The sequence below is a fragment of the Acinetobacter chengduensis genome, assembly GCF_003664645.1.
Lineage (GTDB): Bacteria > Pseudomonadota > Gammaproteobacteria > Pseudomonadales > Moraxellaceae > Acinetobacter > Acinetobacter chengduensis.
In genome coordinates, this window is the sequence record NZ_RCHC01000008.1 from 50,384 (window position 1) to 73,097 (window position 22,714).

Sequence of the window (22,714 nt, forward strand, 5' to 3'; positions counted from 1 at the left end):
AAAAATAATTAAATATGGTTTTTCCAGTCAGTGACACATTGCTGAATGAGTGCACAGGCTTCATTAAATGTTTCTTGATCCTTTTGATAAGGATCAGCAATGTTGCGTCCTTGCCAGTGGCCTAAGCGAAAGGTTTTGCCTTTGGCAAAAGGCCAGGTTTGCTCGACATGTTTTTGCTGATTTTGACTCATCACCAGAATTAAATCTGCTTGTTTAATGAGATCAGCATTCAACTTACGCGCCACATGTGCCTGCATTTGAATCCCCAATTCAGCCATGCAATGTTGCGCTTTCTCATCTGCAGGGTGCCCTACGAGACCAGAAATACCTGCCGAGTGTATTTTTAAATGTGGAAGTTCCTGTTTTAAAAAATATTCTGCCATTGGGCTACGGCAAATATTACCAATGCAGACCACTAAAATATTTTGAATCTGCATTACTGACCTAACCGATCGAAATTATAAAGTGCATTAGAGAACGGAATCACTTGGTTTACGACACGTTGCCAGCGAGCAAGCCCTGATGCATCGACATAAACGATATCATTGCTACGCATTTTAAACTGATTGGCTAAACCAAAATCACCAATGCTGTCTAAGCTTAAATGATAAATTTCAGTCATCGGATGACTCGGACTACTACGGACAACATAAATTTTGCCACGACTTGCAGAGAGTGGATTCAAGCCCAAGCTTTCCCCCAGCACATCGCTTAAAGTCATCCCTTGATCACGCATTGGCAGGGATTGGTTTTTTCCGGATTCACCCATGACATATATTTTTTGGTTTTCACGTGAATTGACGTAAAGCGTGTCATTGGGTTGAATGAGGAGGTTATGCAGTGAATAGCCTGCTTTTTCTAATTCGATGCTATTAAGGGCATAAGTTTGTCCTTGACGCACTAAAGTAATTGAAGTGTTGTCACCAAATTGTGTGTTTACGCCACCAGCAAGACCTAAGGCAGTATATACGCTGACTGGCTGATCGCTCAGGAAGAATTGTCCACCTTTCATGACGTTGCCTTGAACAGAGTAACGCTGACCTTGATAGGACAAAACACGTGCAACAACATCAGGAGTTTTTAGATAACGTGATAATTGATTGCGCAGTTCTTGATTGACTTGCGCCAAAGATTTGCCAGCAGCTTTATAACGACCAATCACAGGGAACTGAATATAACCTTGTTGGTCAATTTGATAGCCATTTGATTGAACACCCACTTCATTATTAATATTGTTTACGGGTGGAGTAATTTCTGGATAAGCCCATAAATAAATAGACAGAATATCGCCAGCGCTGAGTTTATAATTGGTATGTGTACGATTAAATAAATGCGCAAAACTTTGTTGATTAAATTGAGCGGGCTGAAAAGCTGGAAGAGATTCTTGTGTGATTTTTACCACATTAACTTGTGTACCAAGATCAGTTTGATATAAGCCTTCACTTGGTAAATCATAGGTTTGTAAACCTGAAGTAATTGCGCAGCCAGTCATTCCCAAGCTGAGAGCTGCGATTAAACTGTAACGGTATAAGTCCACTCTAAATCAAATCCTATTTATAAAAATAATTGGGTCACACACATACGGGTTAACAAAACCCCAAATATAGATTAAAACACGGTATGAATTTATACCATTATTGGGCGCTAATATAACACAAGAAAACTTTAGGTCGTATGCTTTTCCAAAATATCTGATGTAAACATGCTGAACTGTTTTATAAGGTTATTAATATGTATTTGAATGTTGGTCTAATTTATTTAAATAAGGGTTTATAAATACATTTAAGTCTATTTCTATAATGTATCAAAGCTCATATTTAATGTTGATTTATGTCGTGATCCTTTGTTCTACCGCATCATCTAGTAGCAAATTCTGCTATATTAGAGGGCTATTTCAACCTAACGATGAATCACTCTGCATCGATAGCAAGGCGTCTATATGTTACAACTCTCTGAACTAAAAATAGCAATTATTGGACTTGGCTATGTGGGTTTGCCTTTGGCTGTAGAATTTGGCAAGAAAGTACCCGTTGTGGGTTTTGATATTCATCAAAAGCGTATTGATGAGCTACAGAGCGGACAAGATCATACTTTAGAAGTTTCACCAGAAGAATTAAAGCAAGCAACGCATTTAAGTTACACCACCAATTTACAGCAGTTAGAAGATTGTAATTTCTTTATTGTTACCGTTCCAACGCCGATTGATGAATTTAAGCAACCTGACCTTACTCCCTTGGTTAAAGCATCCGAAAGTATTGCTAAAGTTTTAAATAATGGTGATGTTGTTGTCTATGAATCCACAGTTTATCCTGGTGCAACTGAAGAAGTTTGTATTCCTGTTTTAGAAAAAAACTCAGGTTTAAAGTTCAATCAAGATTTTTATGCAGGTTATAGCCCTGAACGTATTAACCCAGGTGATAAACTACATCGTGTCACCAATATTTTAAAAATCACTTCAGGTTCAACAGCAGAAGTCGCTGATTATGTCGATCAAGTGTATAACTTGATTATTGAAGCAGGCACACATAAAGCATCAAGTATTAAAGTTGCAGAAGCAGCCAAGGTGATTGAAAACACCCAACGTGATGTGAATATTGCCTTAATTAATGAATTGGCATTGATTTTTAATAAAATGGGCATTGATACAGAAGCCGTGTTGCAAGCTGCAGGCACCAAGTGGAATTTCTTGCCGTTCCGTCCAGGTTTGGTCGGTGGTCATTGCATTGGTGTAGACCCGTACTACCTAACCCATAAAGCACAAGCGATTGGCTACAACCCAGAAATTATTTTAGCAGGTCGCCGTTTAAATGATGGCATGGGTGCTTATGTGGTGACTCAATTAGTCAAAGCAATGCTGAAAAAGCGCATTCAAGTTGAAGATGCTAAAGTGCTGATTTTAGGCTTAAGCTTTAAAGAAAACTGCCCAGATATCCGTAACACACGCATTATTGATATTGTGAATGAACTCAAAGAATATCACATAGATGCTGATGTTTATGACCCTTGGGTAGATGCTCAAGAGGCTGAACATGAATACGGTATTAGTTCTGTACAAGCACTTGAAAATCACAAATACGACGCTGTGATTTTGGCAGTTGCACATCATCAATTTAAAGATATGGGCGTTGATGCCATCCGTGCTTTGGGTAAATCTGAGCATGTGCTGTATGACTTGAAATATGTGTTATCTCAAGCCGAATCTGACCTTCGTCTATAAGAGGACATGCCATTATGAATCAATATCAACAGGTATGTGACAAGCTCAAAACTGCACCTAAAACTTGGTTGGTGACAGGTGTCGCAGGTTTTATTGGCTCGAACCTTTTAGAAACTTTACTTAAGCTCAATCAAACAGTGGTGGGTTTAGATAACTTTGCCACAGGTCATCAGCATAATTTAGATGAAGTGCAAGGCTTAGTCACTGCTGAGCAATGGGCGAATTTCCGTTTTATTGAAGGTGATATCCGTCAGTTTACAGATTGCCAAAAAGCATGTGCTGGTGTGGATTATGTGTTGCATGAAGCAGCGCTGGGTTCTGTACCACGTTCGATTGCTGACCCAATCACCACCAATGAAACCAATATCAGTGGTTTCTTAAATATGCTCACTGCTGCACGTGATGCAGGTGTTGCCAGCTTTACTTATGCAGCCAGCAGTTCGACCTATGGTGATCACCCTGCATTGCCGAAAGTGGAAGAAAATATTGGTAATCCGCTTTCACCTTATGCAGTCACTAAATATGTGAATGAGTTATATGCGGATGTATTTGCGCGTGCATACGGATTTAAAGCGATTGGCCTACGTTATTTTAATGTGTTCGGTCAACGGCAAGATCCAAACGGTGCCTATGCTGCGGTGATTCCAAAATGGACGGCATCGATGATTGCTGGTGAAGATGTGTTTATTAATGGTGATGGTGAAACCAGCCGTGACTTCTGTTTTATTGATAATACGGTTCAAGCCAATATTTTAGCGGCAACAGCATCGAATGAAGCAAAAAATCAGGTGTATAACGTGGCAGTGGGTGACCGTACTACGCTCAATGAGTTGTATCGGGCCATTCAAGTTGCGCTTGCGACCAATAACGTTCAATTTGACCGTGATCCTGTGTACCGTGAATTCCGTGCGGGCGATGTACGGCATTCACAAGCCAGTATTGCCAAAATTGAGCAAGGCTTGGGTTATGCACCGCAATTTAAAATTGCCGAAGGCATTCAACTTGCGATGCGTTGGTACGTGAACAACTTAAAATGATATTGAACAGATGATTGCGAAACTCTTCGCAAGATATCAGTCCATTGGACTGATTACATTAAGTTTACTGGTCGGTGCGATAATTACATTTATCGCACTTCCTGTTTTAACACGCCTATATTCTGTTGCTGACTTTGGCGCTTATGGGATTGCATTGGCAATAGTCAGTGTTTTATCGACCGTTGCTAATTTACGTCTCGATCAAGCCTTATTGGTCGCTGAGGAACAAGATAAAAAAAGCCTGATCTTTGAAGGAACGGTATTTTCAACAGCAATCGCTGTGATGGGTGGCATCGTCATCAGCTTTATTTTAAATGTGGAAATGGCGTTTGCAGTGGCCACAGGTGTGCTGGCTAATACTCTTATTCAAAGCTTATACAATTACCAATTTTCAGCACATAAAGAATATTTTTGTGCGGGTTTAAATATATTTCGTAGTGCAATCGTGGTGGCGGTTCAACTGTCATTACCGCTCGTGATGCAGATTAGTTTGGTGAATAGCTATAATCTGAGTTCAATCATCATGATTGTGGCGGTGCTGATCTATTTAATGAAGCATCAACTGTATCAAGTCAGTTGGCAGGCATTTAAACATTATAAAGACTTTATTTATAGCAATACCCCACATGCCTTGCTGAATAGCTTTTCGCATAACTTGCCTTACTACGTGGTGTCGCATTTTGTCGGTGTACAGGCGATGGGTTTTTATGCCATTGTCGAACGGACTTTACGTGTCCCAATCAATCTAATTTCACAAACCCTGCGTCAATTTTTTATCCGTAAATTTAAAGATGCGGATTCCAGCCAAAATGCGTTAAAAGCCAGTGTACTACTCAGTTTAGTTTCACTGCCGTTATTTGCTTTGGTCTTTGTATTGCCTGAATCTTTATATTTATGGGCTTTTGGCAGTGAATGGGTCGGTATTTCGGCTTATTTTCAAATTTTAGCTTTGGGTTATTGGGCGATTTTCTGTAATCCACCAAGTTCAGCGTATTTGATTGCCAAACGAAATAGCCAAGTGCTGTTTAAATTGCAAATTGTTGAACTGCTGATTAAATTCGCTTTATTTGCAGGCTTCTACGTAGCCTTTGCTGATCAAGTGTATATGTTGCTTGCCGTGCCTGTGGCGTTAATTTTCTATAACTTTGCCATTTTATATGTGGTGTGGAGAAACAAGAACTGATGTTTTTTAAAATCTTAAAATACATGAATTGGTTTGCTTCACAGTGCCGTAAAGTGATGTACAACATGGCATTTGGCACACAATTCCGTTACTTCGGCAAAGCATGTACCCTAGAGATTAATGGCCAAGTCAAGATCGGCAAGAATGTCTATATTGGCGATCATGTCAGCCTTATCGTCGAGCAAGGTGCGATTTTAGAGATTGCAGATAATAGTTTTATTGGTGAAAGTTGTTATATCAAATGCTTTGGTGGCAAAGTGTCGATTGGTAAAGACGTCAGTATTAATTCTAAATCGTTTATCAACGGTTGTGGCGGTATAAGCATTGGCGATAACACCCGTATTGGTACACAAAGTATTTTGATTGCCAGCAACCATAAATTTGGTGAACCTGATCTTTTGGTGAAAGATGCGATTACCAAACAAGGGGTGAGTTTGGGGCAAAATATTTGGCTCGGTGCACGGGTTACAGTGCTTGATGGTGTAACTATTGCCGATGATAGTGTGATTGGCGCCTGCAGTTTGGTGTCAAAACCTTTGCTTGAGTCAGGGGTATATGTCGGTATTCCGGCCAAAAAAATCAAATCTGTATAAAGTGCTATGCGTATCGTAAAACACATTTTCAGCGTAAAATATTTAGCTTAATTTTCTCCCTTTTTTGATCCTGACATAGGTCATGCGTATGGCATTTATGGTTTCTGCTTTTCGACAGCTGTTTGATCTTGCTTATTTTATGGCGAAGGGCAGTGTGGCTTATGCACGTAAAAAAGGTGTGACCGTTGGGGAAAACTGCCGAATCTATATTAAAAGTTGGGGATCAGAACCCTTTTTAGTCAGCATGGGCGATCATGTGACGGTGACTTCAGGGGTTAAATTTATTACTCATGATGGCAGTACCTGTTTAGTCAAAGATGCGCAAGGGAAACGCTATCAACGCTTTGCCCCGATTCAAGTGGGTTCGCATGTATTTATTGGTGTGAATAGCATTATTATGCCGGGTGTGAGCATTGGCTCAAACGTGGTGATTGGTGCGGGTTCAGTGGTCACCAAAGACATTCCTGACCATAGCGTGGCGATTGGCGTACCTGCCAAAGTGGTATCGAGCTTTGCTGATTATCAAGCCAAAATTCAAAGCGCTTGTGCGAGCGATAGTGACTTGGTTGGTATTACGGATTATCGCGAGCGTGTGGAACGTGCCATGGCGATTCAAGCCTCAAAAAAATCTCTTTAATATTCTCCCATTTCATAAAATTTAGGTCTGATTATGTTGAACAAAGTGATGTTCTTTTTGCCAAGCTTGGGCGGTGGCGGTGCAGAACGTACGGTCATTCAACTGGCGAACAGTTTTGCTGAACAAGGGCTCAATATTCATTTAGGCGTATGTGACCTGAATGGAGATAAAGCCAAGCTGTTACCTGAAGTGAGTTCTAAAATTGAATTGGTCAATTTTAATTGCGGTCGGGTGATGAATAGCATCACGCCCTTAAAAATAAAAATGAAAGCTGAGCAATACGATTGCTTGGTCGCAACACAAACACATACCAATATTGTGGCAGGCATCGCGAAAAAACTCGCAGGTGTTGCAACGCGGTTGATCTTCCGTGAAGTGTCTACGCCGTCCAAAAACTTAAAATTGCAAGGTATTGCTAAATTTGTGCTGAAAACTCTCGTGAATTGGACTTATCCCATGGCACAGCAGGTGGTGTGTGTCTCTAAAGGGGTTGAAGCAGATTTTCGTGAATATTATGGCTATAAAAATAATAATCTGAGCACCATTTATAACCCTGTATTGGACGATGCTTATTTCGAAAAACTCAAAGCGCCAGTCACACACAAATTTTTAAATGGTGCCAATAACGTGATTTTGGCAGTGGGACGTTTAACTGAAGCAAAGAACTTTGGTTTTCTGATCCGTTCCTTTAAAGCCTTGCATGATTTGCATCCTGAAACCCGATTATTGATTTTAGGTGAGGGTGAACTGCGTGCAGAGTTTGAGGCTTTGGTTGCGGACTTGGGTTTAAAAGACGTAGTGGATTTACCGGGCTTTGATTCAAACCCATACGCTTATTTTAAATATGCATCGCTTTTTGTTTTAAGTTCAAATTGGGAAGGTCTACCTGGGGTTCTGATTCAAGCTTTAGCCTCTAAAGTTAAAGTGGTCAGTACCAACTGTCCAAGCGGGCCGATGGAAATTCTAGACCATTCTAAGTTTGGTTTGTTGGTCGAATGCAATGATCAGGCAGGTTTAACACAAGCCATGCAACAGGCGATTTTTGCGGACTATGTTCATTATTCAGATGAGAATTTCGAAGCACATATTCAGCAATTCCATAAAGAGACGGTGCTGAAACAATATCTGCGTATGCTGGAGTCAGCATCATGAATAAACCCTTAATGGTGCATGTGATCACCAACTTTGCAGGCGTGGGCGGTGCAGAGATGATGCTGGCACGCCTGATTCAATATACAGAAGATCAGTATCAGCATGTGATCATAAGTTTGATGAAAACTTCCGAAGTGTATAAAAGTACTTTAGACCGCTGTCAGGCGTATTATGCGCTGGGTTGGAATGGCTTAAATACACTGGGCACGATCAAAAAAATACGTGTATTGCTGAAAAAACTACAACCCAAAACCGTGCAATGTTGGATGTATCATGCCAATGCCTTGACCAGTCTCAGTGTGATTGGTTTAACGCAAAAACTGAATGTGGTGTGGGGTATTCATCACTCGTTAGCCTCACCGAAAGATGAATCGGTCAGCACCAAAATTGCTTTGGGCTTAAGCAAGCTTTTATCGAAACAGCCCAATGCCATTATTTACTGCGCGCATTCCTCTAAACAGCAACATGCTGAATTTGGTTTTGAAAATGCGAACCAACATGTCATTGCCAATGGTGTATTTCTTGATAAATTTCAGCCGAATTTACAATTAAATGAGCCGACTGTGATTGGTTTTGCAGGGCGTTATCACACTGCCAAAGGCTACCCGTATTTGTTTGAAACTATGGGCTTGCTGAAAAATGAAAACATCATCTTTAAAATCGCAGGCGCTGGTGCAAGTTTAGATAATCCTGAAGTCAAAGCCTTGTTTGGGCAATATCAACTAGACTCGTACAAAGTCCAGCTTCTTGATCAAATCTCCGATATGCCGGCATTTTATCAATCGATTGATGCATTCCTCATGACCTCAATCACCGAAGGTTTTCCTAATGTGTTGGTGGAAGCGATGGCTTCTGGTTTGCCATGTATCAGTACCGATGTCGGTGATGCCAAATACATTGTGCAGGACTTAGGCAGTATCGTTCCACCAAGAAATGCGCAAGCCTTGGCAGATGCGATTTTAGCGTACGCAGACAAAAGCGAAGCAGAAAAACAAGCCTTAAAACAGGCAACGCGTGAACGGGTCGAGCAGAATTTCAGTATTGCAACCGTCAGCCGTCAATATATGCAGGTGTGGAGCCAACAGGCATGAAATTTTTAATGATCAGTAGTTTTTTGCCATCGGTGCTGAATTTTCGGGGCAAATTATTGGAAGCGGTTTCTGTCCAAGGCTATGAGATTCATATCATGGCACCTGAGTTTGCAATTTTTCCTGAGGAACAGGAAAAATTGCAAGCTCTTGGCTATCACTTGCATGAAATTCCAATGCAACGTACGGGCACCAATCCACTGGCAGACTTAAAATTACTCAAAAACCTGTATCAACAAATTCGCCAAATTCAGCCTGATTATGTATTGTCTTATACCATTAAACCGGTGATTTACGGCACACTCGCATCATGGTTGGCAAAAGTACCGCATCGTTTTGCTTTAATTACTGGTTTGGGCTATGCCTTTCAAAATGTCGAATCAGGCAAGCGTAGTTTGTTCCAAAAAATGGTACATGGTTTATATGCTCAAGCCTTAAAACACAGTGGTAAAATCTTTTTCCAAAATCCAGATGACTTAAAACTGTTCCAAGACATGCAGTTACTCGATGTCAAGAAGCCGACTGTGGTGGTGAATGGTTCAGGCGTGAATGTACAAGATTTTGACGTGATGCCCTTGCCGAAAAATGCGCAAGGGCAGGTGAAAGCATCCTTCTTACTGATCGCACGACTTTTAGGGGATAAAGGTGTACGTGAATATGCCGAATCGGCACGCATCATCAAAGCGCATTATCCTGAAGCGGAATTTCATTTGGTCGGCTGGATTGATGATAATCCTTCTGCCATTTCGCAAACTGAACTCGATACTTGGATTACCGATGGTCGCTTAACATATTGGGGTAAACTCAGTGATGTCCGTCCTGCAATTGCCCAAAGCTCCGTCTATGTGTTGCCATCGTATCGTGAAGGCACACCACGCACCGTGTTAGAGGCGATGGCGATGGGTCGAGCGATCATTACTACCGATGCCCCAGGTTGCCGTGAAACCGTAGCGCATGGTGTTAATGGTTATTTGGTCGGGGTAAAATCAGTCGATGATTTGGTGCAGAGCATGCAGTATTTTATTGAAGATCCGAAGCTGATTGAGCTGATGGGTCAACGTTCACGTGAAATTGCCTTGAATAAATATGATGTGCATCAAGTCAATGCCCACATGCTTCGCGAAATGGGAATCTCTCTATGATCAAACGTATTTTGGATGTCGCAATTGCCTCAACTGCATTAATTTTGCTGTCACCGGTATATTTCATCGTAGCGCATAAGGTGAAAAAGAATTTGGGTTCCCCTGTGCTTTTTCGTCAAGTGCGTCCGGGACTTCATGGTAAACCCTTTGAAATGATCAAATTCCGTACCATGAAAGATGCAGTGGATGAACAAGGTAATTCATTACCTGACAGTGAGCGTTTAACTCCATTTGGTAAAATGCTTCGTGCGACTAGTCTTGATGAAATGCCCGAACTGTGGAATGTCATTAAAGGCGATATGAGTATTGTTGGTCCACGACCACTGCTGATGGAATATTTGCCTTTATATAATAGCGAACAAGCCAAACGGCATAATGTGCGTCCGGGCATCACCGGTTATGCACAGGTAAATGGGCGAAATGCCATTTCATGGGAAAAAAAATTTGAACTGGATACATGGTATGTTGAAAATCAATCACTATGGCTCGATTTTAAAATCATGCTGAAAACCATAAAAAAAGTCATTGCCAAGGATGATATCAGTGCCGAAGGTGAGGTGACTATGAGCAAATTTACCGGCACACCGGAACAAAAATAATGACAAAACTGTATGCAATTTATGGGGCTTCAGGCTGTGGGCGTAGTTTGATGGCTGTTGCTCGTCAGCAATTAGCACGCGAACAAGAAGGTGCTGAAATTGTCTTTATTGATGATGCGCTCACGGAAATTGGTATGGTGAATGGTCATCGTGCCATGAACTATCAAGCATTTTTGAATGAAACAGCATCTGAAAAATACGTGCAAATTGCAATTGCCAATAGTCGTGTGCGTGAAAAAATAGCGAATCGTTTAGAAGCAGATGCTATTCAGCTTTGGTCAATTATGGCGGATAACGTGACTGTGATGGATGAAGCACTGATCGCGGAAGGTTCAGCGCTCAGTCCCTTTGTGACTATCACTTCGAATATTAAAATCGGCAAATGCTTTCATGCCAATTTATATAGCTATGTCGAGCATGATTGTGTGATTGGGGATTTCGTTACCTTTGCGCCAGGCGTAAAATGTAATGGTAATATTCACATCCATGACCATGCTTATATTGGCGCAGGTGCAATGATTAAACAGGGCACACCCGATCAGCCATTAGTCATTGGCGAAGGTGCAGTTGTCGGCATGGGCGCAGTGGTCACCAAAAGTGTGCCTGCGGGTGTCACTGTGGTCGGCAACCCTGCACGTATTGTGCAACCCAAATAGATTTTTAAACTCCATTTTTAGACTGGGAAAACTCCATGTTAAACAGTGCGTTTGAGCCTTGGCCGAGCTTTACTCAAGCAGAAGCCGATGCGGTATCAAAAGTCCTTTTATCTAATAAAGTGAATTATTGGACTGGGCAAGAATGCCGTGAATTTGAAAAGGAATTTGCACAGTTTACAGGAACTCAGCATGCCGTTGCGGTGGCGAATGGTACGGTAGCACTGGATTTAGCCCTCAAAGCTTTAGGTATTGGTGCGGGTGATGATGTGATTGTCACGTCACGCACTTTCTTAGCCTCAGCAAGCTCCATTGTGACTGCGGGTGCAAATCCAATTTTTGCCGATGTCGAACTCGGTTCGCAAAACATCTCACGCCGTACCATTGAAGCGGTGATCACCCCGAATACCAAAGCCATTATTTGTGTGCATTTGGCAGGGTGGATGTGTGATATGGATCCGATCATGCAATTGGCGGAAGAGAAAGGCATCTTCGTGATTGAAGATTGTGCTCAGGCGCATGGTGCCATGTACAAAGGTAGATCTGCAGGTTCAATCGGGCATATTGGTGCATGGTCATTCTGCCAAGACAAAATTATGACCACGGGCGGTGAAGGTGGGATGGTCACCACCAACGATGAACATCTTTGGAAAAAAATGTGGTCGTATAAAGACCATGGTAAAAACTTCGATAGCGTTTATAACAAGCAACATCCACCGGGTTTCCGTTGGTTGCATGACTCTTTTGGGACCAACTGGCGCATGATGGAAATGCAGGCGGTGATTGGTCGTTTGCAATTGAAAAAAATGCCAGAATGGACAGCGAAGCGCAATGCCCATATGGCACGTATTCAAGCAGTCTTTGAGAATCGTCCATATTTCACTGTATCAAAACCATCTGCTGATTATGTGCATGGCGCTTATAAATGTTATGTACAGGTGAATGTCGATGCTTTGCCTGAAGGCTGGTCACGTGATCGGATTATGGCGGAAATCTCAGCGCAAAATGTCCCGTGCTTTAGCGGTTCATGTTCAGAAGTGTATTTAGAAAAAGCTTTTGATGGCACAAACTGGCGTCCAGCACAGCGTTTAGAAAATGCCAAAGCCTTAGGTGAAAGCAGTCTGATGTTTTTGGTACATCCGACCTTATCTGAACAAAGTATTCAAAAAACTTTGGATACGATTGAACAAGTCATCGCAAAAATCTAAACCTGAAAAGAGCGTATAATATGCGCTCTTATTCGCTTTATTGACCCCATTTGAGCATCTTGTGAAAGACTTTATCCGTTCTATAGCCTCATTACCGCGTCGCCAAAAACAAATTGTTTTGGTACTGATGGATATCTGTGTTTTACCACTGATGATGTGGCTTGCCTACGCAGTACGTTTAGCACGTCCGAATGTTCAGGTCATGCAAGGGCTGGACGCTTGGTATATTTATATCGCTATTGTCGGTGTTGCTGTATTTGCTCTTCTAGGGATATATCGTGCGATTGTACGTTCATTTAATGAAGACTATTTAATTCGCATTCTGATCGCTACTTTTATTCAAATGGTGGCGTTGTATGGAATCAAAAAATTAGATATCGCATTTATTCCCATGAGTATTCCACTCATGTATGGCTTTATGCTGTTTTCATATATGTGGTGGAGCCGTGCAGTCATTCGTTATGCAACGTTAAAAACTTTTGCTAAAAAGCAAAGCCGTAAACGCGTGGCAATTTATGGGGCGGGCCTTGCGGGACAACAAATTGCGGCTGCTTTAAATCGCTCCGATGATTATTTGCCCGTATGTTTTATTGATGATAAACGCTCTTTACAAGGACAATCCCTGAGTGGTTTAAAAATTTATTCACCCAAAAAAGCACAAGCGAAACTTGGGAAGTTCGGTATTGAAGAAGTTTTACTGGCGATGCCTTCAGTGGGTCGAACTCGTAAAAAAGAGCTGATTGAGTCTTTTGATTCGGCAGATGTTAAAATTATGGAACTGCCAGGGGTGACACAACTGGTGGATGGTCAAGTTCAAGTTTCTGATATTCGTGAAGTCGATATTATTGATTTACTCGGTCGTGATCCTGTACCGCCAAAGCCTGAGCTTTTAGAAAAAAATATTAAAAATAAAGTCGTGATGGTGACAGGGGCAGGGGGCTCAATTGGTTCTGAATTGTGTCGTCAGATTGTGAAGCATCAGCCAAAAATGCTGGTGCTATTCGAAATGTCTGAATTTGCCTTGTATTCGATTGATCGAGAATTACAGACATCAGGTATTCAGGTGGTAGCTGTCTTAGGCTCCGTGACCAATCAATCAAAATTAGAACGTATATTGCAACAATACACTGTACAGACTGTATATCATGCTGCGGCTTATAAACACGTGCCTTTGGTGGAAGCCAATCCATTTGAAGGAATATATAACACTTCAATTGGTACGCAGCGTAGTGTAGATGCAGCAGTAAATCAAAATATTGAAACCTTTGTTTTGATTTCGACAGACAAAGCCGTACGTCCGACCAATGTGATGGGCGCATCTAAACGGATGGCAGAGTTGTATTGTCAAGGCTTAGCATCAACCCATTCACACACGCAAATTAGTATTGTGCGCTTTGGTAATGTACTGGGTTCATCGGGTTCTGTCGTGCCTTTGTTTAAAAAGCAAATTGCACAAGGTGGGCCTGTGACTGTGACACACCCTGAAGTGACACGTTACTTTATGACGATTCCTGAAGCTGCGCAGTTGGTGATTCAAGCCGGTGCTATGGGTACGGGCGGGGATGTATTTTTGCTAGATATGGGTGAATCTGTAAAAATAGTTGATCTTGCCAAACAAATGATTCGCCTCAGTGGTTTTAGGCCCATTGATGAAAATGGTATGGGGGATATTGAAATTCGATTTACAGGTTTACGCCCTGGCGAAAAACTGTATGAAGAATTATTAATTGATTCAGATAATGTAGAAAAAACACAGCATTTAAGAATAATGAAATCTTATGAGAGTTATATTACTTATACTGAAATTGCGCAGGTCTTTAATAAAATTAGTGATTTAGCTATAGATAATCATAATATAGAATTATTGTATAACATTTTAATTAAATATGTTGATGGTTATACAAAGGGTTAACATAAATTTATAAGTGTTATTTAAGCATTCATTATTAATAATAAGTTTGATAGTATATTGCACTGTTCAGGATTCGTTACAATACATCATTATATAAAAGGGTTTTTCGTGAAAAAAGTTCTTATGGTTTTCGGTACGAGACCAGAAGCCATTAAAATGGCACCTTTGGCATTAAAATTAAAGCAAGATATTAGTAATTTTGAAACGAAAGTTTGTGTAACGGGGCAACATCGTCAAATGTTGGACCAGGTTCTTGATTTGTTTGGATTAACGCCTGATTTTGATTTAAATTTAATGAAACCAGGTCAAACTTTATCTGATGTAACTTCTGGTGTGCTTAAAGGGCTTGAAGGTGTTTTTGCTGAATGGCTACCAGATGTTGTGCTTGTTCATGGTGATACAGCAACGACATTTGCTGCATCTTTGGCAGCGTACTATCACAAAGTAAAGATTGGTCATGTGGAAGCTGGATTACGTACAGGTGATATTTACTCACCATGGCCAGAAGAGGCCAATCGTAAGCTAACTGGATCACTTGCTAATTATCATTTTGCACCAACACAATCTTCTTATAATAATTTAATTAAAGAAAATATTAACCCACATAATATTACGATTACGGGTAATACCGTCATTGATGCATTGCTTAATGTTAAAGAAAAAGTAGAAACCGATCATAAAATCATTGCTGATTTTAAATCAAAATTTAGTTTTTTAGATCAAAGCAAAAAAATGATTTTAGTGACAGGCCACCGCCGTGAAAACTTTGGTCAAGGCTTTTTAAATATCTGCCAAGCTTTAGCAAATATCGCGCAAAAATATTCAGATGTACAAATCGTATATCCAGTACATTTAAATCCAAATGTACAAAAGCCTGTAAATGAATTGCTGTCTGGCATTTCAAATATTCATTTAATTGCACCGCAGGATTATCTGCCATTTGTGTATTTGATGAATCAAAGTTATTTAATATTGACGGATTCTGGTGGTATTCAAGAAGAGGCACCTTCTTTAGGCAAGCCTGTATTGGTTATGCGTGACACCACAGAACGTCCTGAAGCTGTAGAAGCTGGTACGGTTAAACTAGTGGGTACAGATGCAGTAATGATTGAAAAATCTGTATCTGAATTGCTTGAAGATACTGCGTTATACAACCAAATGGCAGAAGCCCATAACCCGTATGGTGATGGCACATCTTGTCAGCAAATTATTGAATTTTTAAAAAATAACTGAGTAAATTTAAATCATATTATGAATCATCAATTTAAACATATTTGTGTCATCGGTTTGGGTTATATCGGCTTACCGACTGCTGCGACATTTGCAGCGCATGGGATTAAAGTTACAGGTGTTGATGTTAATCAGCACGCTGTAGACATGATTAACCAAGGTAAAGTGCACATTGTAGAACCTGACTTGGATGCATTGGTTAAAGACGTCGTAGAAAAAGGTATGTTATCTGCTCAAACAACACCTGTAGAAGCAGATGCTTATATTGTTGCTGTACCTACGCCATTTAAAGACGATCATGAGCCTGATTTAAAATATATTGAAGTAGCATCAAAAGCACTTGCACCTTATTTATCTAAAGGTAATTTGGTAATTTTAGAATCGACTTCACCTGTTGGCGCAACTGAGCAAATGTCCGCATGGTTGAGCGAAGCACGTCCAGATTTAAGTTTTCCACAGCAAGAAGGTGAAACATCTGATATCCGTGTTGCTCACTGTCCTGAACGTGTTCTTCCAGGTAAAGTGTTGTTAGAGTTGATTAGTAACGACCGTATCATTGGTGGTATGACTGAGCCATGTTCAGCTGCATCAAGTCAGCTATACAAGACTTTTGTACAAGGTGGTTGCATTGAAACCAACGCACGTACAGCTGAAATGTGCAAACTGACAGAAAACTCTTTCCGTGATGTGAATATTGCATTTGCGAATGAGCTGTCAGTAATTTGCGATAAGTTAGATATTAATGTGTGGGAATTGATTGCACTTGCAAATCGTCACCCACGTGTCAATATTTTGCAACCTGGCCCAGGTGTGGGCGGTCACTGTATTGCTGTTGATCCTTGGTTTATTGTCGCTAAAACACCTGATCAAGCGCGTTTAATCCGTACCGCACGTGAAGTAAACGATGCGAAGCCTGAATGGGTGATTGATCAGGTTAAAATTAAGATTGCAGAATTTTTACAAGCAAACCCTAATAAAACCATTAAAGATGTAACCGTTGCTTGCTATGGTTTAGCATTTAAACCAGATATTGATGACTTACGTGAAAGTCCAGCTTTGGAAATTACAAAGAAACTTGCTGAACAAGGTCTAAATATTTTGGCAATTGAGCCTAATATTCAGGAATTACCAAAGCAACTACCACATAATGTTTTATTGATTTCTGTAGATCAAAGAGATCAGGCAGATGTTCATTTAATCTTGGTTGATCATAAGCAATTCAAAAATGGTTTAACTATACCAACAACAGATTATTTGGTAGATACGAAGGGGATCTTCTAATGAAGATCCTTGTTTTAACACAAGATTATCCATCAATAGATAAACCTTATGCGATGTCTTATGTGCATAGTCGAAACGTGGAATATGAAAAATTAAATCATTCAGTAAGAGTTGTTAATTTTTTAGCAAAAAAAAATTATCAATTTGATTCAATTGACGTATATCCATTTTCACAAGATTTAGTTGAATGGGCAGATATTATTGTATCTCATGCTCCAAATGTTAAAAATCATGTTCGTGCTTTAAAATCCGTCGAAGGAAAGAAGATCATATTCTTCTTTCACGGGCATGAGGTTTTACATCAATATGGTGACTATCCTGTACCGTATGTTTGGAAAAAGGAAAAATCTTCTAAGAAAATTTTTATAAAAATTTATGATCATTTAAAAATGATTCTTATAAAAAGTTTTCTAAAGAAATGCTCAACTAAAAACAAAGTAGCTTGTGTGTTTGTAAGCGATTGGATGAAAAGGCAATTTGTTAAAAATCTTAGCTTAAATCCAACTGATCTTGGTCAATGTAAAATTATACCTAATGCGTGTAACTCTGCATTTTTAATGAATAGCTATATATTCAACGCAGAACAAAAACTTGCGGATAGTATTACAATACGGCCACTTGATGACTCTAAATATGCTGTAGACCTTGTAGTCCAGACTGCATTGAATAACCCTGATTTAGATTTTCATATTTATGGCAAAGGTAATTACTTTACTTTTAATGAAAAACCAAAGAATGTAAAGGTCATTAATCAATTTATCCAGCAAAAAGATATTCCTGAATTATTGAATAAATATCGTTTTGCAATGATGCCAACGCGATATGATGCGCAAGGCGTTATGATGTGTGAGATGGCAACTTATGGAATTCCACTTGTAACAACAGATTTTGAAGTGTGTACAGAAATGTTAAAAGGCTTTGAAAATGTAACAATTATACAGGAACAAGAATTTACGAATTTTAAATGTGATGTAAAAAATTCATTACAAATTAAAAATGAGCGATTTTCACCTAATCATTTAATAAGAGAAGAGTTAGCATTGTTTAATGAACTATAATTTATTAATTTTAGCAGTCATTATTTGCTTCAGTTGTATTCATGTCATAGAGGTTTTATCTTTTATGGCACGTATTTCTGGAGTTAAAGAGAATAAAAGGTCACTTGCATATAGTTTGCAGAATGCAATATTTATGCTTACAAGATTTTTTATGATGGCTTTATTGCCAGTACTTGGTTTGTTAATCGATAAAGGTATTAGTAAAACAAGTTATTTGGTGATGGTTCTTTGCTCATTATTTTGTGCTGCTTTTTTTAGTTATTTAGTATTTCTATTTCGGGATAAAATAATTTCATCTTTTTCTAAAATAATTAGAAATATTATTAATGGGAAAAGCATTTTTAAAGAAATTATTTTTTTCCCATATTATTTTTTATCAACTAAAGTGGAAGAAAAGAATAATAAGAAAAGTGTTGTTGTAAATAGACCTATTTTTTTTAGCTCTGCGATTGTATTTTGTATATACAGTCTTTCAGTATTTATGGTTTTCTTTATAGCTTTATTTTTTCCTGACTATCGTACAATGATCAGTCAGCTATCTGGTGTTACAAATGCATTTGCTACAGTATTATTAACTTTTATTATTGAACCTAAAATTTCCAAAAGCATTGATTTAGATGAAAACATTGAAAATTCTGAGAATATGTTGCTATCGTTAGTTTTAGGTAGAATATTTGGAGTTGGAATTATATCTTTAATTATTGTAAGTGTTGCATATTATGTTAGTATTTAGTTCGATTCTGGTATGTTTTATAACACTGCTGGGTGTGAAGTTTGAATTTGATAATAAATCACCATTTGTAATTTTTTTCTTAGCTCTAATATTAATGTCTGTTTTTCCTACATTAAATATTTTATTTAGTTTTGATGGTTCTGAATTTAAAGAAAGAACTTATATAGAGGCTAATTTATTTTCTAGCTTATTTCTTGGAGTTTTAATTTTTTCAAGATATTTTATAGTTAGACTTTTAGGTGTTAATAATATTTGGGTTAATTTTATTAAATATAGTAATGATTTAAAAATAAAAAAAAATGAAATATTAATCTTATCTTTTTTACTTTTTCTAGCTACATTTTTTTTCATCAAAGGATTGAATATTAGAAATTTTAGTTCTTTGATGTCTGTAAATTGGTGGGATGTAGTTAATGGCGGTATTTGGGTTATTATTGCAACATATATTTGTTACGTTTCGAGTTCAATACTTATTGCAAATTATCTTTATAAAAGCAATAGAAAAATTAAATCACTAATTTATGTTCAAATTTTATTTTTTTTAATTTTTTGTATTTTTGTATTAAAAACTAGAAGTTATATTCTTATGCTTTTAGCTCCTATTTTTTGCTATTTTATGTATACAAAGAAAGGTATTGAACTAATAAAACCTATATTTTATTTATTTTTGATGCTATTTGTGTTTATTTTAGCAAGGGCTGTTAGACATAGCTCAGATTTAAATGAATTTTTACAAAGTGATTTTTTGGAAGGTTTTGAGTTGGCCTCTGAAGGTGCTGAAAATACTTTGATTAACGGTTTTTATTATTTTGTTCAAAATAATAATAATTTCGACGGTTTTGAAAATAATAATACATTGAAGAGAATATTATTATTTGTATTTCCTGGATTAAAGCCTGAAGAATTTTCATATATTATGCACTCTGCATTTTATGGATCTAGCCCTTCTGAAAGGCTATCTATTCATCCTACAGTTTATGGGGATGCTTATGGGAATGCTTGGTGGTTTGGTGCATTTATATACTCTATTTTTATCGCTATTTATATTAGTTTTTTAGAGCTTACAGCTAAATTTATAAATAAATCATCATTATACAGATTATGTGTGTTTTCTATAATTTGTACATGTTCTTTAATATTTGCAAGGGGTGCAATCTATAATGCATTTATGTATTCATTTATTCCTTTATGTATAAGTTTTTTAATTTTTTCAATTTTTTCAAGAGAATCTAAATGATCGATTTATCTGATATTTGTATTATCAGTGCAAATAGTTTGGAAAGTGAAAATGCTTCTAGGAATCGTATCTTAAGTTTAGTCAATGCGGCACTTGAGCAAGGCCATGAAGTCAAACTAATTTCAATGGATCATGATAATTACCATTTGTTAGAAGATGCGAATTTTAATCACTACAAAATTCCATTTATAGACACAAAAATTCCATCTTTTGTGAAACGTGCATTTTTAGAAATGAAAATTGCGTCTTTGGCATTAAAAAAAGCCAAGGAAATGAACTGTGATATTAACTTAATTACCATTCCATCCATGTTTTTACTACACATGAGTGCAATATTGCCTGCTCATAAAGTAAATGTGCTGGATATTCGTGATTTAAGTTGGGAATATTTAGACACTAAATCATTGATTAACAGAGTGGCTAAAACTATTTTTACCAAAAGTGCACTTTTTAATTTAAAACGCTTTAAGATTATTAGTGTTACAAATGATCATGAATTTGAATATATTTCCAAGTATGTTTCAGACTATCAGAATATGATTAAAGTACCAAATGGTGTATCTTTATCTATATTCGAACAGTTAAGTTCAGTGGTAGAAAATAAATCTAACAATAAAACTGTGACTTATATTGGCAATGTTGGCTTAGCCCAAGATCTTTCAACACTTGTTGAAGTGAGCAAGCAATTACCCAATGTGAAGTTTAATATTGTTGGTGGGGGGACAGATTTTGAACGTATTTATGCTCTAGCAGATCATACAGCTTCAAATCTAAATTTTCTGGGTAGAAAAAATTTTGATGAGCTGATTGAAATTTATAACAGTAGCGATATTTTATATGCACAGCTAACCCCAGATTTTGCAACAGCGATGCCATCTAAATTATATGAGTATCTTTCAACTGGAAAATATATCATTTATGGTGGACAAGGTGTCGCTTCAGCAACTTTAAGCAAATTTGAAAATGTTTCACTGATTCAGCCATGCTCTGTAGAAATATTGAAGCAGGAAATTGAAAAAGTTTTGTCGGAGTTTAATTCGTCTTTATCTGTGTTGAATCGTGAAAAAATTCAAGCACAATATATTAGAGATGTGACAGTTAAATATTTGATTTCTTTATTTTAAATTTAATTAGTGTTTTAATTTATATTAAAAATCAAAATTTAAGATTTTATTATAAAATTTACAACACATTGAGGCTTAGCAGGTTTGATAAATGAAAAGGTTCGTTGATATATTAATCGCTTTAACAGCATTAATAATTTTAAGCCCGATATTTCTTTTGGTAGCCTATAAAGTTCGTAAAAATTTAGGTTCTCCTATTTTCTTCTATCAAGAAAGACCTGGGCAAGACGCGAAAATCTTTAAAATGATGAAGTTTAGATCTATGCTACATGCCGTGGATAAACAAGGGAATCCATTGCCTGATGATCAACGTATTACCCCATTTGGCCATAAATTGCGCTCAACCAGTTTGGATGAGATGCCACAGTTAATTAATGTGTTAAAAGGGGATATGAGCATTGTAGGTCCCCGCCCGCAAATGAAAGATTTTTTAGAGCACTATACACCGCATCAAATGCGTCGCCATGAAGTAAAACCAGGCATGACTGGTTTAGCTCAGGTGAGCGGGCGCAATAATTTGTCGTGGGAAGAAAAATTTGATTTAGATGTTCAATATGTGGAAACCCATTCAATTTGGCTAGACTTTAAAATTATGTGTAAAACAGTGAAAGTTATGCTCAATAAAGAAGGTATTAATGCACCTGACCAAGAAGTTGGTGCGGCACGTTTTTCTAGTACTGATTCAGCAAAATCGAATAGTTCTTCAAATAGTAATTTTTAAGTTTTAAATTTCAATTTAGTATTTATTATGATCAAAAAAGCAGTTCTCCCAGTTGCGGGTTTTGGTACGCGTTTTCTTCCTGCGAGCAAATCTATACCAAAGGAAATGGTCACTGTCGTGGACCGTCCAGCCATTGAGTATGTAGTTAAAGAAGCCGTGGCTGCTGGAATCGAGCAGATTATTTTAGTTACACATGCCTCTAAAGCATCTATTGAAAACTATTTTGACCGTAACTTCGAACTAGAAACAACGCTTGAGCAAAAAAAGAAATTTGAGCTGTTAAAGTCAATCACAGATATTCTTCCACAGCATGTGAGTGTAGTGAGTGTACGTCAGCCACAACCTCTTGGGCTTGGTCATGCCGTGCTTTGTGCCAAAGATATTGTCGGTAATGATGATTTTGCTGTTTTACTTCCCGATGTTTTAGTGAAAGATGAATCCGCTCAAAATGATTTGGCAAACATGATTGCACGTTTTGATACATCATCAATGGCACAAATTATGGTTGAAGCTGTACCTGATCATTTAACGGATCAGTATGGTATTGTGGATGTGAGTACATCACCTGCAGAAGGGCAAAGTGTTGTTATGCAAGGTATTGTAGAAAAGCCAAAAGTAGGCACTGCACCTTCTAATTTATCTGTGGTTGGACGCTATGTACTCCCTGTAAAAATTATGCAGTTACTGGAGCAAACACCAAAAGGTGCGGGCAATGAAATTCAGCTAACTGATGCCATCGCAATGCTACAAAAAACAGATGCTGTCGAAGCATACCGTATGAAAGGCCAAACTTTTGACTGTGGCAGTAAAATCGGTTATTTAAAAGCAGTACTACATTACGGCCTGAGCCACGCAGAGCTTGGAAATGACTTTAGAGCACTGATCAAGGACCTTGATATTTAACTGGAC

General features: G+C 38.2%; 22 protein-coding genes. 20 read left to right on the forward strand and 2 right to left on the reverse strand.

Annotation, left to right across the window (positions count from 1 at the left end; translation table 11 throughout):
* Window positions 1-8: 8 nt before the first annotated feature.
* Entirely contained in the window at window positions 9-437 is a 429-nt protein-coding gene (locus D9K81_RS08690) for a low molecular weight protein-tyrosine-phosphatase (protein WP_120375452.1), read from the reverse strand.
* The gene (locus D9K81_RS08695; RefSeq protein WP_120375487.1) at window positions 437-1,492 is read right to left on the reverse strand and encodes a polysaccharide biosynthesis/export family protein; all 1,056 of its coding nucleotides are present in this window, start codon (window positions 1,490-1,492) and stop codon (window positions 437-439) included. Before D9K81_RS08695 ends, D9K81_RS08690 begins: the two co-directional genes overlap by 1 nt.
* Window positions 1,493-1,939: 447 nt before the next feature.
* Between D9K81_RS08695 and tviB the strand changes: the two genes are divergently transcribed.
* From tviB to galU, 20 genes are all read left to right on the forward strand, one after another.
* A complete protein-coding gene (gene tviB / locus D9K81_RS08700; RefSeq protein ID WP_120375451.1) occupies window positions 1,940-3,217 on the forward strand; it encodes a Vi polysaccharide biosynthesis UDP-N-acetylglucosamine C-6 dehydrogenase TviB in 1,278 nt (425 codons plus the stop codon).
* Between the two features lie 14 nt (window positions 3,218-3,231).
* Window positions 3,232-4,254, forward strand: coding sequence for an NAD-dependent epimerase/dehydratase family protein (locus tag D9K81_RS08705; protein WP_120375450.1), 1,023 nt, complete (start codon window positions 3,232-3,234; stop codon window positions 4,252-4,254).
* A gap of 10 nt (window positions 4,255-4,264) precedes the next feature.
* Window positions 4,265-5,437, forward strand: coding sequence for a lipopolysaccharide biosynthesis protein (locus D9K81_RS08710; protein ID WP_120375449.1), 1,173 nt, complete (start codon window positions 4,265-4,267; stop codon window positions 5,435-5,437).
* Window positions 5,438-5,460: 23 nt separating this feature from the next.
* Window positions 5,461-6,030, forward strand: a complete 570-nt coding sequence (locus tag D9K81_RS08715; protein ID WP_228199845.1) for an acyltransferase — start codon at window positions 5,461-5,463, stop codon at window positions 6,028-6,030.
* Between the two features lie 88 nt (window positions 6,031-6,118).
* Window positions 6,119-6,667, forward strand: a complete 549-nt coding sequence (locus D9K81_RS08720; protein WP_120375447.1) for an acyltransferase — start codon at window positions 6,119-6,121, stop codon at window positions 6,665-6,667.
* Between the two features lie 33 nt (window positions 6,668-6,700).
* Window positions 6,701-7,819: a glycosyltransferase gene (locus D9K81_RS08725; protein ID WP_120375446.1), complete on the forward strand. Its 1,119-nt coding sequence runs from the start codon at window positions 6,701-6,703 to the stop codon at window positions 7,817-7,819.
* Complete coding sequence (locus D9K81_RS08730) at window positions 7,816-8,910, forward strand: glycosyltransferase (protein ID WP_120375445.1); 1,095 nt, start codon at window positions 7,816-7,818, stop codon at window positions 8,908-8,910. Before D9K81_RS08725 ends, D9K81_RS08730 begins: the two co-directional genes overlap by 4 nt.
* Window positions 8,907-10,049, forward strand: coding sequence for a glycosyltransferase family 4 protein (locus tag D9K81_RS08735; RefSeq protein ID WP_120375444.1), 1,143 nt, complete (start codon window positions 8,907-8,909; stop codon window positions 10,047-10,049). Before D9K81_RS08730 ends, D9K81_RS08735 begins: the two co-directional genes overlap by 4 nt.
* A complete protein-coding gene (locus D9K81_RS08740) occupies window positions 10,046-10,648 on the forward strand; it encodes a sugar transferase (RefSeq protein WP_120375443.1) in 603 nt (200 codons plus the stop codon). The genes D9K81_RS08735 and D9K81_RS08740 overlap by 4 nt, the downstream gene beginning before the upstream one ends.
* The gene (locus tag D9K81_RS08745) at window positions 10,648-11,304 is read left to right on the forward strand and encodes a NeuD/PglB/VioB family sugar acetyltransferase (RefSeq protein WP_120375442.1); all 657 of its coding nucleotides are present in this window, start codon (window positions 10,648-10,650) and stop codon (window positions 11,302-11,304) included. Before D9K81_RS08740 ends, D9K81_RS08745 begins: the two co-directional genes overlap by 1 nt.
* Window positions 11,305-11,339: 35 nt before the next feature.
* Complete coding sequence (locus tag D9K81_RS08750) at window positions 11,340-12,509, forward strand: DegT/DnrJ/EryC1/StrS family aminotransferase (RefSeq protein ID WP_120375441.1); 1,170 nt, start codon at window positions 11,340-11,342, stop codon at window positions 12,507-12,509.
* A 61-nt stretch (window positions 12,510-12,570) separates the two neighbouring features.
* Window positions 12,571-14,421 (forward strand): polysaccharide biosynthesis protein, encoded by a 1,851-nt coding sequence (locus tag D9K81_RS08755; RefSeq protein WP_120375440.1) that lies wholly within the window; start codon window positions 12,571-12,573, stop codon window positions 14,419-14,421.
* 108 nt (window positions 14,422-14,529) lie between these two features.
* Window positions 14,530-15,654, forward strand: a complete 1,125-nt coding sequence (gene wecB, locus D9K81_RS08760) for a non-hydrolyzing UDP-N-acetylglucosamine 2-epimerase (protein ID WP_120375439.1) — start codon at window positions 14,530-14,532, stop codon at window positions 15,652-15,654.
* An 18-nt stretch (window positions 15,655-15,672) separates the two neighbouring features.
* Entirely contained in the window at window positions 15,673-16,932 is a 1,260-nt protein-coding gene (wecC, locus tag D9K81_RS08765; protein WP_120375438.1) for a UDP-N-acetyl-D-mannosamine dehydrogenase, read from the forward strand.
* The gene (locus D9K81_RS08770; protein WP_120375437.1) at window positions 16,932-17,990 is read left to right on the forward strand and encodes a glycosyltransferase; all 1,059 of its coding nucleotides are present in this window, start codon (window positions 16,932-16,934) and stop codon (window positions 17,988-17,990) included. The genes wecC and D9K81_RS08770 overlap by 1 nt, the downstream gene beginning before the upstream one ends.
* Before the next feature lie 64 nt (window positions 17,991-18,054).
* A complete protein-coding gene (locus tag D9K81_RS08775; protein ID WP_171406906.1) occupies window positions 18,055-18,723 on the forward strand; it encodes a lipid II flippase family protein in 669 nt (222 codons plus the stop codon).
* Window positions 18,710-19,960, forward strand: coding sequence for an O-antigen polymerase (locus D9K81_RS08780; protein ID WP_120375435.1), 1,251 nt, complete (start codon window positions 18,710-18,712; stop codon window positions 19,958-19,960). The genes D9K81_RS08775 and D9K81_RS08780 overlap by 14 nt, the downstream gene beginning before the upstream one ends.
* Window positions 19,957-21,084: a glycosyltransferase gene (locus tag D9K81_RS08785; RefSeq protein ID WP_120375434.1), complete on the forward strand. Its 1,128-nt coding sequence runs from the start codon at window positions 19,957-19,959 to the stop codon at window positions 21,082-21,084. Before D9K81_RS08780 ends, D9K81_RS08785 begins: the two co-directional genes overlap by 4 nt.
* A gap of 91 nt (window positions 21,085-21,175) precedes the next feature.
* Window positions 21,176-21,805, forward strand: coding sequence for a sugar transferase (locus D9K81_RS08790; RefSeq protein ID WP_121523203.1), 630 nt, complete (start codon window positions 21,176-21,178; stop codon window positions 21,803-21,805).
* Between the two features lie 27 nt (window positions 21,806-21,832).
* Window positions 21,833-22,708, forward strand: a complete 876-nt coding sequence (gene galU / locus D9K81_RS08795; RefSeq protein ID WP_120375432.1) for a UTP--glucose-1-phosphate uridylyltransferase GalU — start codon at window positions 21,833-21,835, stop codon at window positions 22,706-22,708.
* The last annotated feature ends 6 nt before the right edge of the window (window positions 22,709-22,714 follow it).